This window comes from Streptomyces sp. NPDC020917, assembly GCF_044333795.1.
Lineage (GTDB): Bacteria > Actinomycetota > Actinomycetes > Streptomycetales > Streptomycetaceae > Actinacidiphila.
In genome coordinates, this window is record NZ_JBIRRR010000003.1 from 467,939 (window position 1) to 481,735 (window position 13,797).

At 69.6% G+C, this 13,797-nt stretch carries 13 protein-coding genes; 7 read left to right on the plus strand and 6 right to left on the minus strand.

Translation table 11 applies throughout. From position 1 onward, the window contains the following. Positions 1-190 precede the first annotated feature (190 nt). The 3 genes from ACH4TG_RS09050 to ACH4TG_RS09060 form a co-directional block, all read right to left on the minus strand. A complete protein-coding gene (locus ACH4TG_RS09050; RefSeq protein WP_398241507.1) occupies positions 191-1,171 on the minus strand; it encodes a substrate-binding domain-containing protein in 981 nt (326 codons plus the stop codon). A gap of 73 nt (positions 1,172-1,244) precedes the next feature. Continuing rightward, complete coding sequence (locus ACH4TG_RS09055; protein ID WP_398241508.1) at positions 1,245-2,291, minus strand: ABC transporter permease; 1,047 nt, start codon at positions 2,289-2,291, stop codon at positions 1,245-1,247. After that, positions 2,288-3,151: an ATP-binding cassette domain-containing protein gene (locus ACH4TG_RS09060; RefSeq protein WP_398241509.1), complete on the minus strand. Its 864-nt coding sequence runs from the start codon at positions 3,149-3,151 to the stop codon at positions 2,288-2,290. Before ACH4TG_RS09060 ends, ACH4TG_RS09055 begins: the two co-directional genes overlap by 4 nt. A 363-nt stretch (positions 3,152-3,514) precedes the next feature. On the opposite strand from ACH4TG_RS09060, the gene ACH4TG_RS09065 reads away from it, so the two are divergent. The 3 genes from ACH4TG_RS09065 to ACH4TG_RS09075 all read left to right on the plus strand — a co-directional run bounded on the left by ACH4TG_RS09065 (position 3,515) and on the right by ACH4TG_RS09075 (position 7,297). Next, entirely contained in the window at positions 3,515-5,149 is a 1,635-nt protein-coding gene (locus ACH4TG_RS09065) for a class I mannose-6-phosphate isomerase (RefSeq protein ID WP_398241510.1), read from the plus strand. Continuing rightward, positions 5,146-6,114, plus strand: coding sequence for an ROK family protein (locus ACH4TG_RS09070; RefSeq protein WP_398241511.1), 969 nt, complete (start codon positions 5,146-5,148; stop codon positions 6,112-6,114). Before ACH4TG_RS09065 ends, ACH4TG_RS09070 begins: the two co-directional genes overlap by 4 nt. A gap of 124 nt (positions 6,115-6,238) precedes the next feature. Beyond that, positions 6,239-7,297: a LacI family DNA-binding transcriptional regulator gene (locus ACH4TG_RS09075; protein WP_398241512.1), complete on the plus strand. Its 1,059-nt coding sequence runs from the start codon at positions 6,239-6,241 to the stop codon at positions 7,295-7,297. Here ACH4TG_RS09075 and ACH4TG_RS09080 read toward each other — a convergent pair. From ACH4TG_RS09080 to ACH4TG_RS09090, 3 genes are read right to left on the minus strand one after another with little or no spacing between them, the layout of a single operon-like run. Beyond that, complete coding sequence (locus ACH4TG_RS09080; protein ID WP_398241513.1) at positions 7,201-8,223, minus strand: aldose 1-epimerase; 1,023 nt, start codon at positions 8,221-8,223, stop codon at positions 7,201-7,203. The genes ACH4TG_RS09075 and ACH4TG_RS09080 overlap by 97 nt on opposite strands. 18 nt (positions 8,224-8,241) lie before the next feature. Then, a complete protein-coding gene (locus ACH4TG_RS09085; RefSeq protein WP_398241514.1) occupies positions 8,242-9,102 on the minus strand; it encodes an SMP-30/gluconolactonase/LRE family protein in 861 nt (286 codons plus the stop codon). A gap of 48 nt (positions 9,103-9,150) precedes the next feature. Beyond that, positions 9,151-9,918, minus strand: a complete 768-nt coding sequence (locus ACH4TG_RS09090) for an SDR family oxidoreductase (RefSeq protein WP_398241515.1) — start codon at positions 9,916-9,918, stop codon at positions 9,151-9,153. A gap of 86 nt (positions 9,919-10,004) precedes the next feature. Here ACH4TG_RS09090 and ACH4TG_RS09095 point away from each other — a divergent pair, with 86 nt between their 5' ends. Genes ACH4TG_RS09095 through ACH4TG_RS09110 form a run of 4 tightly spaced genes read left to right on the plus strand, consistent with a single transcriptional unit; the run spans position 10,005 to position 13,750 of the window. Beyond that, on the plus strand, positions 10,005-10,730 hold the full coding sequence (locus tag ACH4TG_RS09095; protein WP_398241516.1) for a GntR family transcriptional regulator: 726 nt from the start codon (positions 10,005-10,007) through the stop codon (positions 10,728-10,730). Further along, entirely contained in the window at positions 10,717-11,733 is a 1,017-nt protein-coding gene (locus ACH4TG_RS09100; protein WP_398241517.1) for a phosphotransferase family protein, read from the plus strand. Before ACH4TG_RS09095 ends, ACH4TG_RS09100 begins: the two co-directional genes overlap by 14 nt. Next, positions 11,733-13,016: a phosphopyruvate hydratase gene (gene eno, locus ACH4TG_RS09105; RefSeq protein WP_398241518.1), complete on the plus strand. Its 1,284-nt coding sequence runs from the start codon at positions 11,733-11,735 to the stop codon at positions 13,014-13,016. Before ACH4TG_RS09100 ends, eno begins: the two co-directional genes overlap by 1 nt. Further along, entirely contained in the window at positions 13,013-13,750 is a 738-nt protein-coding gene (locus ACH4TG_RS09110) for an SDR family NAD(P)-dependent oxidoreductase (protein WP_398241519.1), read from the plus strand. Before eno ends, ACH4TG_RS09110 begins: the two co-directional genes overlap by 4 nt. Positions 13,751-13,797: the final 47 nt, after the last annotated feature.

Here is a 13,797-nt window from a genome sequence, read left to right on the forward strand (position 1 = left end):
CGCCTCAGCCATCGACTCGCCGTCTGACGGAATTGAGGAGAGATCCCTCGGCCGAGAAACCCTCGGCCGAGGAAAAGCCGACATCAGTGACCGCTGGTCGGGCACCGCAGCCCATCTGTCCGGGAGTGGATGCCGTGTTGCGTTGGGATCCCGGGGCCGGTGTCATCCCGGAACAACAGCCCGGATGCGGTTACTTGTACAGGGCGGTCTGCGACTGGGGGTCGTTCAGGTTCTCCTTGGTGATCACCAGCGGGGTGAGCGGCTGGTCGTGGGGGATGCTCTTGTCCCCGCTGAGGTACTTCTCGGCGTTCTGGACTGCGAGCTGGCCGATCTGGAAGGGGTTCTGCGAGACGAGCGCGGTAAGGGAGCCCGCCTGGAGGTCGGTGACCTCCTGCGGTCCGGCGTCGTAGCCGAGCACCGCGATCTTGCCCTGCTTACCTGCGGTCTGGACCGCGTTGGCGGCGCCTTCGGCAGTGATGACGTTCGAGGCGAAGATGGCCACAAGCTTGGGGTGCGCGGACAGGGTGGCCGAGACCAGGCTCGCGGCCTGGGTCGCGGAGTCGTTGCCGGCGTAGAGTTCGGGCAGCACGGTGTACTTGCTCTGGCCGTTCAGCGCCTGCTTGAAGCCCTTGTCGCGGTCGTCGATGGAGCTGATGCCGGGCTTGATGTGGACGAACACCACTTCACCACCCTGCGGGGCCTGCTTCATCAGTTCCTGGGCCCCGAGCTTGCCACCGTCGACCGAACTGGCCGCGATCGCGGTGAAGATCTTCTTGGTGTTGACATTGTTGCCCGTCGTCATCACCGGGATGCCCTGGGCGATGGCCGCCTCGATGGGGCCGGCGAGCGCGGTGGCGTCGGTCGGGTCGATGACGATCGCGTCGGGCTTCTTCTGAACGACGGCCTGCAGTACCGGTATCTGCTCGGAAGCCTGGAAGTTGGCCGGTCCCTGGACGATCGCGGTCACTCCTGCCGCCTTCGCGGCGGCCTTGAACCCTGCGGTCTCGGTGGAGTAGTACGGATCGCAGGTGCACCCGGGGATGAACGCGATCGTGTGGTGCTTCCCGCCCGAACCTGAGCCGGGGGAACCGGCGGACTTGGACGACGAGCAGGCCGACAGGGCCAGCGCGGCCGCGGCGAGCAGAACTACGGCGGTGTTTCTGCGTGACATGAGGGTGCTCCGTGTTTCACGAACTGAGAGGAGAGGGAGGGAAGGTGCCGAGCGGCGGGGATGGCCTGAGCGGTCAGGATCCGCGTATCTGCCGGCTGCGTTTGATGTTGTCCACGGCGACCGCGACGATGAGGATCGCTCCGATGGCGACGGTCTGCCAGAACGGCTGGACGTTGATGATGACCAGGCCGTTGTTCAGTACGGCGGGGATCAGGACGCCCAGAGCGGTGCCGACGATGGTGCCGCGGCCGCCGAACAGGCTGGCGCCGCCGATGATGACCGCGGCGATGGCGACGAGGTTGTCGCTGCTGTGGCCGCTGACTTCGGTGGTGGTGTAGCGGGCGACGTCGAGCATGCCTGCCAGGCCGGACAGCGCCCCCATCGCGGTGAACAGGATGATGATGTGCCGGTTGACCCGGATGCCGCTGCGCCGGGCGGCCTCGGAGTTGGAGCCGATGGCGTAGGTGTAGCGGCCGAATTCGGTCTTGGCCAGGATCAGGCCGGCGACCACTGCTACGGCAACGGCGATCCAGACCGGCAGGGGGAGGCCCAGGACCTGCTTGAGGCCGATGTCGGTGATCATCTTCGGCGGGATCCCGGTGACGTCGGTGCCTTTGGTGATCACCTGCGCCAGGCCCAGCGCCATGCCGAGCGTGCCGAGCGTGATGATGAAGGAGGGGATCTTCAGGCGTGTGACCAGGAGTCCGTTCACCGCGCCCCACGCCGCCCCGACCGCGATGCTGACGGCGAATCCGGCGACGATGGCGAGTGTGGCGTTGGGGAAGCCCTTCGCGGCCGGACCGCTCAGAGCAATGATGGCTTTGGCGCCGATGACTTCGCTGAAGACCAGGACCGAGCCGATGGACAGGTCCAGTTGGCCTCCGATGATCAGGAAGGCCGTGCCCACTGCGAGCAGCATCGTGCCTGAGGCGTTGAACGCGATGTTGCGGAAGTTGTCGACGTCGAAGAAGGTGGTGCCGGCCTTGACGGAGAAGAACACCACCAGCACGACCAGGGCCAGGAAGACCCAGTTGCCGGTCAGGCCGTCGGTGATCCGCCGCAAGCGGCCGGGCGCGTCGGGCTCGGCGAGCGGGGGCGGCGTGGTCAGGGTGGCTGTCATCGGGCACTCCCGGTGGTCGCGTTGGTCACCGCTGCGCCGGTGATGGCCGCGACGATCGATTCGTGTGTGGCCTCGGCGGGTGAGAGCGTCGCAGCGGTCGTACCCAGACGCAGCACCACGATCCGGTCGGCCACATCGCAGACGAACGGCACGCTGTGGCTGATGACGAGCACGGCGATCCCCTGGTCCCGGGTGCGCTTGATCAGCTGAGCGACCTGTTCGGTCTGCACCAGTCCGAGCGCCGCGGTGGGCTCGTCCATGATGATCAGTTCACGGGCCCAGATGCTGGCGCGGGCGATCGCCACACTCTGCCGCTGTCCGCCCGAGAACATGCGCACCGCCGCCCGGTAGTCCGGCACCCGTGCGCCCAGTGAGGCGATGTGCTCCTGAGCCTCGTTGTGCATCCGCTTGGCGTCGAGAACGCCGAGCCTGCCGAGCAGGCCCTTCCTGCGGTGCTCGCGGCCAAGGAAGAGGTTCGCCGGCGCTGACAGGTCATCAGCGAGTGCCAGGTCCTGGTAGACGGTTTCGATACCAGCGGCGCGCGCATCGGAGGGGGACGAGAAATGGACAGCCCGGCCGCGCACCTGCAACTCGCCCTGGTCGGGCGGGTGGACCCCCGACAGGATCTTGACGAGCGTGGACTTGCCGGCCCCGTTGTCGCCCATCAGAGCAACCACCTCCCCCGGCGCCACGCTGAGTGAGACGTCGCTCAGCGCCGTGACGTGCCCGAACTGCTTGGAGATGTTCTTCGCCGAGAGCACCGGGGGCGCCGCGGTCCCGCGATCCAACTGAAGTGCCGCCTCCGGCGGACTGCCTGGCACGCGCTGTGTCCCCTTCGCACCTGAGTCAGGCACGTTCATGGAGTACCTCCGGTGTGAGCCACTTTCTGGTGTGCGGGCAGCGATGCTATCGCTACCACATAGGTCGGCCCAGACCCCGTTGAGTAACGCTTGGGTAACGCGAGAGTCATATTGACGTCACAGAATAGCTACATAAGGGACAAATGACGTCGATCAATACCGCTTTCGGCGCACGCCAAGCCGTGCGTCGCGATGACCGATCTCCAGGCATTGTGCCCATCCGGCCTCGATGAACTATGGTAGCGATACCATCATGCAAGATCGTTTCAGGAGGATTGCGCGGTGCAGAACTCTGACTCTTACGCGTACGACGCGGAGCCTTGTTACCCGCCGGTGGGTAGTGACCTCGGAACGGGGTGGGCGATGGCCGCGGCGACCTTGCCGCCCGGTGGCTTCGTCCTGGCGGTGGACGGCCCGGCTGTCGCAGGGTGGGATCACATGGGGGCGGCGCTGTCACAGGCCCTCGAGGCGCAGGACAGGGAGGTGATCCTGCTGGACCTGCGCGCTCAGTTCATGCCGTGGGAGAAGGTTCTCGCCGCCACAGCCTGCGACCCGCTGGCCGAGGATCCCGACTTCGCCGCCCTGGAGACCCGGTCGATGGGCGACTTCTTCGACGAGATGCCGGTACCACCCAAGCAGCCGGGGTCGGTGCTGATTGTCCTCGGCCCGGGAGCGGCCCTCGTGGAGCACGATGTGCTGTGGTATGCGGACCTGCCCAAGCGGTACGCCGAGGCCGCGGTCACCGCCGGGCAGGGCCTGAACCTGGCCCAGCCCGCAGACAGGGGCCCCGGGACGACGCGGCGGTTGTTCTACATCGACTGGCCAGTCCTGGACCGGCACCGCGAGGCGATCGCGGGTGACATCGACCTGTGGATCGACACCCAGGTGCCCGACCGGCCGCGCTGGCTGAACGGGAACGCTTTGCGACGCACCTTGTCCGGACTCTCCGAACGGCCCTTCCGCACCCGACCAACGTTCAACTCGACTCCCTGGGGCGGGAACTGGGGGCAGAAGACACTCGGACACAACCGTGACCAGCCCAATTCGGCCCTGGGATATGAGCTGATCGCCCCCGAAAGCGGCGTCCTCATCGGCGAGCGCGGCGACCAGCCGCTCGAGGTCCCCTTCCAGATGCTGGTGGCCCAGCACCCCGAGCAGGTCATGGGCGAGCAGGTGCACGCGGTGTTCGGCACCTCGTTCCCGATCCGCTTCGACTACCTGGACACCCTGGGGGGCGGCGCCCTGTCCGTCCACTGCCATCCCCAGTCCGACTACATGAAAGAGGTCTTCGGCTGGCCCTACACCCAGCACGAGACCTACTACGTGATGGTCACCGAGCCCCAGCGCCGTATCTACCTGGGCCTGAGGGCCGACACCGACATCGACAAGTTCCAGCACGACGCCCACCGCGCCCACCACCACGGCCGCCCTTTCAGCATGGACGACCACGTGCAGAGCTTCCCGGCCGACCCGCACCAGCTGTTCCTGATACCCGCAGGCACCCCGCACGGCAGCGGCGAGGGGAACGTCGTACTGGAGGTCTCCGCCACCCCTTACCTCTACAGCCTGCGGTTCTACGACTGGCTCCGGCGCAGCAAGGACGGCACGCAACGCCCGGTGCACGTCGAGCACGCGTTCAAGAACCTCGACACCTCCCGGGCGGGTACGCAGGTGGCCCGGGACCTGGTCCAGCAGCCCCGTACGATGCGCCACGGCAACGGCTGGCGCGAGGAGGTCATCGGGAGCCTGCCGGAGATGTTCTTCGACGTGCGGCGTATCGTCGTGGAAACCGAGGACCCGGTCGACGACGACACTGCGGGCCGGTTCCATGTGATCAACGTCGTGGAGGGGGACGGGGTACTGGTGGAGACCGCCGCCGGCGACCGTCACGCCCTGTCCTACGCGGAGACCCTCACCATCCCGGCGGCTGTCGGTCCGTACACCCTTCACCGACTCGGGACAGCGCCGGTGCGCATCGTCAAGGCGCTGGTCCGATGAGCCTCCAGTCCGAAATCGCGCCGGGGGGCGTCAGCTCCTCCTGGATCCCCGCCCTCGACATAGGGGGAACCCATGTGACGGCCGGTGTGGTGGACCTGGGGGTCCAGGGGAAGTGCACCTCCGGCATCAGACGTCATCCCGTGCCCGCGGCTGGTTCCGCGGCCCAGATCGTGGACGCCATCGTCCACGGCGCCCTCGGACTGAACGTGGAGCCCGGCAAGCACTGGGGGGTCGCGGTTCCCGGCCCCTTCGACTACGCCCGCGGGATCGCCCTGTACCACGGGGTGGGGAAATTCGAGGCCCTGCACGGGCTGGACCTGCGTGCGGCATTGATGGCAGCGCTGCCCGAGCCGGCAGGCGTGACCTTCGTCAACGACGCCGACGCGTTCCTGCTCGGAGAGCACTGGGCCGGCGCTGCACGTGGGCACGAACGCGCTGTGGGAATTACGCTGGGTAGTGGCGTGGGCTCGTCGTTCCTGGTCGGAGGCACGGGGATTGTCGAACACGGGCCTTGCGTGCCCCCGCAGGGCCGGGCCGACCTGCTGACCTACGGTGGGCTTCCGCTGGAGGACACGGTCTCCCGGCGCGCCATCCGCGCCGCGTACGCACGCGCGACTGGCTCTGGGGGCGAGCCGCTTGCCGACGTCAAGGCGATCGCTGAACGGGCACGGGGCGGGGATCGGGTGGCGCAGGCCGTGCTGGCCGACGCCATGACCGCGCTGGGTCTGGTGATCGCACCCTGGCTCGCCCGGTTCGAGGCAAACGTCCTGGTCGTAGGGGGCTCCATCGCCGGCTCCTGGGACCTGCTCGCACACCCGCTGCACGCGGGGATCGCCACCGCCGAGCCGGACCTGCCGGCATCCCTCGCGCTGGTCCCGGCAGCCCTGCCGGCACAGGCACCACTGCTGGGAGCCGCGCTGTGCGTGGATCCCACCCGGCCACGCAAGGGCGCGTCACACCGTTGACCCGCGGCCGGGCCCAAGGATCTCATCACGGTCCACGGGTGCCGTCACAATAGGGATGGCTTGACGAAGTCGCAAACGAATGAGGAAGCAGATGCCAGGGCGGGCGCGAAAGACTCCACCGACGATGACCGACGTCGCCAAGCACGCCGGGGTGAGCCCGATGACGGTCTCCCGTACGCTCCACGACGACGACCGGGTCTCCCCGGCGACTCGTGACAAGGTGCTGGCTTCTGTCGAGGCGCTTGGGTACCGCCGCAACGAAGTCGCCCGCAGCCTCCGCAACGGCCAGAGCAACGACCTGCTGGGGCTGGTCGTCACGAACCTGGCCAACCCCTTCTACTCGCAATTGGCTCTCGGGGTGGAGGCGATCGCGGCCGAACACGGCATGACGTTGGTGCTGGGGAACACGGGGGAGGACGTCCGGCGCGAGAGGGAACTGGTCGACAGCCTTGTGGCACGCCGGGTCTCGGGCATGATCGTGGTGCCGGCGGGCAGCGACCACTCCCATCTGCGACCGGCACGGCTCGACGGGACCCCGGTGGTGCTGGCCGCCCGCCCGCCGTCGGGGGTCGAACTGGACTGCGTGCTGGTCGACGATTTCGGCGGGGCCCGGGCTGCTACGGATCTGCTGATCGCAGCAGGCAACCGCCGTATCGGCTTCCTGGGACAGCACCCCAACCTTTGGACCAGCGCCGAGCGGTTCCGCGGATACTGCACTGCCCTGGCCGAGGCCGGACTTGACCTCGACGAGCAGAGCATGCGCTTCAGCCTGCGCGACAGTGGTGCCGCCGAGCGGGCCGCTGACGACATCCTTGACCTGGCGGCACCCCCGAGCGCGCTGTTCGCCGCCAACAACCGCAACACCATCGGCGCGGTTCGCGCGATCACCCGCGCGCGGCCGGACACCGCACTCGCGGGATTCGACGACTTCGAACTTGCCGACATGGTCGGCATGCCCCTGTCCGTCGTCGCCTACGATCCGGCCGAAGTCGGCAAGCAGGCCGCACGGGTGCTCATCGACCGCATCGCCCACCTGCACGACCGCACGACACCACAGCGCATCGTCGTTCCCACCACCCTTGTGCACTACGGGCATCTGCCCGAAGGCTCTGAGCGGCAAGGCTCTTCACCAGCGGGGGTGAACCCCTCAGATCGGAAATCACCGTCCTTCTCTGGGAGTTGACGGACACTCATGGTGAGGTCGCTGGCCCAGGTGGTCCGCCCGGGCAGGAGTGGCGTCCGACCGCGCGCGGGCTCCTCCGGGGAGGGGGCGCCGGGCAACACGTTCGCGGGTTCGATCGCGACCACGTAAGCACGGCGATACCACGGGAAGCCGTCACCGGCGTGACACTCCTGCCAGAGCCAGGCATGCGGCAGGACGTCTGCGTCCCACTCGAACCGGATGCCGAACCCTGCGGTCGGGCTGTCGATCGTGAACCAGGCGGCCTCGAAGTCGGTCAGGCAGGCGAAGACGCTGCGTCCGCTGTCCGGGCCGGGCGCCACGCGCAGGTCGAGCGTGCCGCCATCGCGTGTGGGGACGTGAGGGAACGGCGCTCGGACGTCGGCGGGCAGCACATTGCCCGGCGTCTCCGCGTCGGTGAGCACGGTGCGGGCGCCGGTCGCGATCGAGCAATGCTCGTCGATGAACGGCGCGCCGAAGCCGGGGTGCTGAACCCACATCACGGGCGCGGGCTCATCGGAGGTGTTGTGGACGGTGTCGCGGACGTGCAGTGCAGGGCCGTCCAGCCGAAGGGTGCGGGTGAGACGGAGCGGGGCCGTGATCAGGTCGGTGCTCATCCGGGCGAACGTCTTCCCGGCGCCGTCGACGGCCCATCCGACCACAGCGGCCTCGCCGTGGTAGCCGCGCCGCACTCCGCCGACGGCCCGTTCGGCCCCGGCGTTGGGCACCAGTTGCTGCCAGCCGCCGCCGTATCGGGCCAGCCAGTCCACCTGGCTGTCACCGGTGGTCGGGGCCTCGGCCAGTTCCCGGCGACCCCACGGCGAGCGGAACAGGATGTCGACGCCGCTGCGGGCCTCGGTGATCGAGCTGATGTCGGCGCCCTTGCCAGGGCGTACCTCGACCGAGAGGTGCTCGTTGCGCAGCCACAAAGAGGAGGTCACGGGGCTTCAGCCGCCGAACCGTCGGCCGGGCAGGCCGCGGACGCCGAGGCCGGCGACGGCCAGGACGGAGCCGGACGGCCCGCAGGTCTGCGGGGCGAGTCCTTCGCGGGCGGTGGTCACGTACAGGACATCGAGGTCGGGGCCGCCGAAGGCGCACGAGGACGGCTGAACCACCGGCAGGTCCACCTGACTGACGATCTCTCCCGCCGGAGACACCCGCAGCAGACGTCCCCCGCCCCACATCGCGATCCACAGGTACCCTTCCGTGTCCACGGTCATGCCGTCGGGGTAGCCGAGTGCCTCGGGAAAGCGGGTCAGGACGCGGCGGTCTTCGGGCGCGAGCCGGCCGGGGACCACGTCACCGGCCGTCAGTTCGCGAGCCTGCGTGTCGATGAGGTAGAAGACCGATCCGTCAGGGCTCCAGTCCAAGCCGTTGGGCTGCGTCAGCCCAACGATGACGGTTTCGGTCGTCCAGTCGGGGCGCAGCACGTGCAATGCGCCGCGTCCCTCGTCGAAGTCCATCGCGCAACTGCCCGCCCACAGGCGCCCGGAGACGTCGCACTTGGCGTCGTTCATCCGGACGCCGGGCGGCAGAAAGGCCGCTCTCTGGGTCCACCTCCCATCTCGGTCGATGTCCGCGAACCCCTCGGCGTTGGCGGCGACGAACCCGCCTGACGTCTTGCGCACTGCCGCGCCGACGAGGGGTGGCAGCTGGATACGGGACCGGACGGCCGTCTGCGGATCGTCGTCATGGATCGTCCCGGAGAGGATGTCCACCCAGGACAGCCTTCCGGTTTCGGGGTCCCAGCAGGGTCCCTCCCCGACGCGCGCGGTGTCGGGTATGGCGACGGTGATCTCGATGGACATCTTCGCTACGCCTCTCGTCGGTGTGGGCCGGGCCGGATCGGACCTCGGTCAGTCGGGGAGCGCCACCGCCGCCTGGGCCAGCAGGCCGCCGTCGACCGGCAGGGCGATCCCGGTGACGAAGCTGGCTCGCTCGCCTGCCAGGAAGGCGATCGCCTCAGCCACCTCCTGCGGGCGGGCCACCCGGCCGAGCGGATGGCTGCGCCCCCACGAGGCGACGAGTTCATCGGCCTCGTCCGCACTGTGGGCGAAGTCGGCCGCTGCCTTGCGCAGCATGGGGGTGTCGACGGATCCGGGGCAGACGGTGTTGGCCCGCACACCGTTGCGCGCCTCGTCGACGGCGATCGACCGGGCCAGGGCGTTCAGCGCCCCCTTGCTCGCCGTGTAGGCGGCCACGTCGGCTTGGGTCACGAAGGCCTGTACCGAGGAGACGAGCACGATCGAGCCCCCTGTCGACTCGCGCAGCGCGGGGAGAGCGTGCTTGACGGCGAAGAAGGCTCCCCGCAGGTTCACGGCCATCACCTCGTCCCATGCCGCGGCCGACGTCTCTGCGGCCGAGCCGTAGCGCTGGATGCCGGCCGCGGTCACCAGGACGTCGAGGCGACCGTGGGTGCGAACCGTGAAGTCGACCGCAGCGGCGACCGAGGACTCGTCGGTGACATCGCACCGCAGGCCGTGAATCGTTCGCTGCCCCGGTTCGGACGCGGTCACGTCCGCGCAGACCACGCTCGCACCGCGTGCGGCGAGAAGGTCGGCGGCGGCCCGGCCGATCCCGCTCGAACCACCGGTGATCAGGACGGTTCTGCCGTCGAACTCCATGGGACGCATCACCTTTCTCGAAGCGGGTGCTCCCCCGGGGCCCCTCAACCTTGCATACAAGTGCTCCAGTATGCAACGCTCATTCCGTGACCAGCGAAGGAACTTTCCCGATCGGCACGCCGGTGCTGGGGTCCCTGCGGCGGAACCGGGTGCGGCAGCGCACATCCGACCGCGTCTACGACGAGCTCGCCGGCGCGATCCGCGACCTGCGCATCCCGCCGGGCGCCTCGCTCTCCGAGACCGATCTGGCCGAGCAACTGCAGGTCAGCCGCACGCCGTTGCGAGAGGCCCTCGCCAGACTGGTGGACGCCGGGCTGGTCTCGGTGGTCCCGAATGTCGGCACCCGCGTCGAGCTGATCCGGCTGAACGACGTCGAGCGGGCCCGCTTCGTGCGGGAGAGCCTGGAGATCGGCGCGTTCACCACGGCCTGTGAGAGTCCCGAGCGGGACGTCAGCGCCCTGCGCGAGCTGCTGGATCGTCAGACCCGGGCATGCGAGGCCCACGACCTCAGCGCCTTCTTCGCTGCCGACGAGGCACTGCACGAGTTGATCTTCGCCCTCAGCGGCCACCCCGACGCATGGCACCTCATGCAGCCGCTGAAGATGCACCTCGACCGGATGCGCTGGCTCAGCCTGCCGGAGCAGTCCACCGTCCGCTCTCTGATCGCCGAGCACACAGCGATCGTCGACGCCCTGGAAGCGGGAGACGTCGAGGGCGGGCGCACCCACCTCAGAAGCCACGCACGGCGGGCACTGGAGAAGGCACCCTCGCTGCAGGCCAGGTATCCGGAGTACTTCGATGAACACCACTGACGATCAGAACCGGGAGCCTGCGCTCGACGTGGTGGAGTACCTCCGCTCCCGCGGCCTGCTCCCGCGCCCTCGCGTGACACGCCTGTCGGGCGGCGTCTCGGCCGAGACGCTCCTGGTCGAGGGTGGCCGAGAGCGGCTGGTCGTGAAGCGCGCCCTGCGGTGCCTCCTGGTCGAGGGCGACTGGACGGCCAAACCGGAACGCGCGTTGACGGAGGCAGCCGCGATCCGGCTCCTGCACGGCCTGACACCCGATCAGACCCCCGAGCTCCGCGACCTTGACGCCCGGCTGAACACCCTGGTGATGACGGCCGCACCCGCGGACTGGGTGCCGTGGAAATCGGTCCTCTTCGGGGACGTGGACGACCCGACCCCGGGGGCCGTCGCGACCGCGGCCCGCCTCGGTGACGTCCTGGGCACCTGGCACGCCCGGACCTGGGGTGACGAGGGCGTGGCCGCCCGGTTCGCCGACTACGAGGCCTTCGACCAGCTGCGCATCACACCGTTCCACCGCGCGGTGGCCGCTGCGCACCCTGCCGTCGCGGTCCGCGTCGCCGAACTGGCCGACGAACTGCAGGCCCGCCGCGACTGCCTCGTCCACGGCGACTTCTCGCCGAAGAACGTGCTCGTCGGCGCGGATGGGCTGATGGTGCTCGACTTCGAGGTCGCGCACGTCGGCGCCGCCGTCTTCGACCTGGCGTTCCTGCAGTGCCATCTGATCCTCAAAGCGCTGCACCTGCCCGAGCGGTCGGCCGTGTTCGGCGAGGCGGCGGCCGCCTTCCTCGACGGCTACGACGGCGCCTGCCCCGACACCGGAGGGGCGCACGCGGAACGGCTGTCCTGGCACACCGCCTGCCTGCTGCTCGCCCGCGTGGACGGCCTCTCCCCCGCCGGCTACCTGTCGCCCGGGACCGCCCAGACCGTCCGCCGGCTCGCTCTCGATGTCCTGGGCGACCCCGACCTGCCCGTCGCGGAACTCTGGAACCGCGTGAAGGAGGCCCACTGATGGTCATCGCCAAGGTCGACGCCTGGGAGGCGCTCGATTCCCGGGGCCGACCCACCGTCGCCGCCCGGGTGGTCCTCCACGACGGCGCCGAAGGCGTCGCCATCGTCCCGTCCGGCGCTTCGGCCGGTTCGCACGAGGCCGTCGAACTACGGGACGGCGGCCACCGCTACGACGGGCGGGGCGTGCGCTCCGCGGTCGCCAACGTCCGTAAGAAGCTCGCTCCGCGCGTCATCGGACTGGAGCCGTCCGCGGTCGACCACGCGCTCGCCGCCACCGACCCCTCCCCAGGCTTCCAGGCCGTCGGCGCCAACGCCCTGCTGGCCGTCTCGCTGGCCGCGGCGCGCGCCGACGCGGACGCCCACGGCCGGTCACTGGCCCGGCACCTCGCCGGCGACGATGGGCCGCTGCTCCTGCCCATGCCGATGGTCAACATCCTGTCCGGCGGGGCGCATGCCGGTGCGATGCTCGACGTCCAGGACTTCCTGGTGATCCCGACGGGCGCGAGCAGCTTCGCCGAGGCCATCGAATGGGCCGGGGGCGTTCGCGAGGCCGCCCGGCGACTGGCTGTGGACCGGGGTCACGCGCAGGCCGTCCTGGTCGCCGACGAAGGCGGTCTGGGGCTGCCGCTCGCGACCAACCGCGCCGCCCTGGAGCTGCTGTTCGACGCCATCGAGGCAGCCGGTCTCACCCCTGGCTCCGAGGTGTCCATCGCCCTGGACGTCGCCGCGACGCAGTTCCAGCGGGGCGACGGCTACCGCTTCGCCCGCGAGGACCGCGACCTGCGTGCGGAGGAACTCGTCACCGAGATCGCCGAGTGGTGCTCCGCCTTCCCCGTCGTCTCGGTCGAGGACGTCCTCGGCGAGGACGACTGGTCCGGCTGGCGCCACGCCACGAAGGCCCTCGGAGACCGCGTCGAGCTGGTCGGTGACGACCTGTTCGTGACCTCGACCGACCTGCTGCAGCGCGGGATCGACGAGGGGATCGGCAACTCGGTGCTGGTCAAGGTCAACCAGAACGGGCTGCTCAGCGGCGCTGCCGAGGTGGTGGCGCTGGCCCGCTCGGCCGGCTACCGCACCGTGGTATCGGCGCGCTCCGGTGAGACGGAGGACGGCTGGCTCGCGGACCTCGCCGTCGGCTGGCGCGCCGGGCAGATCAAGGTCGGGTCCACCCACCGCTCGGAGCGCACCGCCAAGTGGAACCGCCTGCTCCAGCTGGAGGCGGTCGAGAACACCGTGTTCGCCGGTCCCTGGCCGGACGGACGGCCGGAAAGGAAGCTCGCATGACCAGCAGGTTCGACGGACAGACCGTCGTGGTGACCGGGGCCGGATCCGGCATCGGCTACGAGATGGCCCAGCGGTTCGCCGCCGAGGGCGCCCGCGTCTACGCCGCGGATCTCGAACCATCCGGCGTGCCGCACGGCACGGTCGCCGTCGAAGTGGACGTGACCGATCCCGACTCCGTCGCCGCCGCGTTGGCCCTGGCCGTGGAGCAGACCGGGCGGCTTGACGTGCTCTGCAACAATGCCGGGGCCTCGTCCACCACCGACCCGGTGGCATGCACCGTCGAGGAGTGGGAGCACACGTTCGCGGTGAACACCCGAGGTGTCTTCCTCGGCACCAAGTTCGCGCTGCCGACCATGCTCGCCCAGGGGCGCGGCGCAATCGTCAACACCGCGTCCGCCGCCGGGCTGGTCGGCCTCAAGGACCGCGCAGCGTACTGCGCGAGCAAGGGCGCCGTCATCGCCTTCACCCGGCAGGTCGCCGTCCAGTACGCGGGCACCGGGGTGCGCTGCAACTCGGTCTGCCCCGGCACCGTCGACTCGCCGTGGGTCGGCCGACTGCTGGACGCCGCGGACGACCCGGCGCAGGCTCGCGCCGCTCTCGTCGGCCGCCAGCCCATGGGCCGGCTCGGCCGGCCCGCCGAGATCGCCGAGGCCGCCCTGTACCTCGCCTCCGACGCCGCCGCCTTCATCACCGGCACCGAACTGGTCATCGACGGCGGACTGCTCGCCGGCTGACCGTGCGAAAGGACGAGTGATCAGATCAGACCCACACCTAGAAAGGT

Coding starts and splice junctions, on each gene's coding strand:
- ACH4TG_RS09050 (WP_398241507.1), bottom strand. CDS start 1,171: ATGTCACGCAGAAACACCGCCGTAGTTCTGCTCGCCGCGGCCGCGCTG.
- ACH4TG_RS09055 (WP_398241508.1), bottom strand. CDS start 2,291: ATGACAGCCACCCTGACCACGCCGCCCCCGCTCGCCGAGCCCGACGCG.
- ACH4TG_RS09060 (WP_398241509.1), bottom strand. CDS start 3,151: ATGAACGTGCCTGACTCAGGTGCGAAGGGGACACAGCGCGTGCCAGGC.
- ACH4TG_RS09065 (WP_398241510.1), top strand. CDS start 3,515: ATGGCCGCGGCGACCTTGCCGCCCGGTGGCTTCGTCCTGGCGGTGGAC.
- ACH4TG_RS09070 (WP_398241511.1), top strand. CDS start 5,146: ATGAGCCTCCAGTCCGAAATCGCGCCGGGGGGCGTCAGCTCCTCCTGG.
- ACH4TG_RS09075 (WP_398241512.1), top strand. CDS start 6,239: ATGACCGACGTCGCCAAGCACGCCGGGGTGAGCCCGATGACGGTCTCC.
- ACH4TG_RS09085 (WP_398241514.1), bottom strand. CDS start 9,102: ATGTCCATCGAGATCACCGTCGCCATACCCGACACCGCGCGCGTCGGG.
- ACH4TG_RS09090 (WP_398241515.1), bottom strand. CDS start 9,918: ATGGAGTTCGACGGCAGAACCGTCCTGATCACCGGTGGTTCGAGCGGG.
- ACH4TG_RS09100 (WP_398241517.1), top strand. CDS start 10,717: ATGAACACCACTGACGATCAGAACCGGGAGCCTGCGCTCGACGTGGTG.
- eno (WP_398241518.1), top strand. CDS start 11,733: ATGGTCATCGCCAAGGTCGACGCCTGGGAGGCGCTCGATTCCCGGGGC.
- ACH4TG_RS09110 (WP_398241519.1), top strand. CDS start 13,013: ATGACCAGCAGGTTCGACGGACAGACCGTCGTGGTGACCGGGGCCGGA.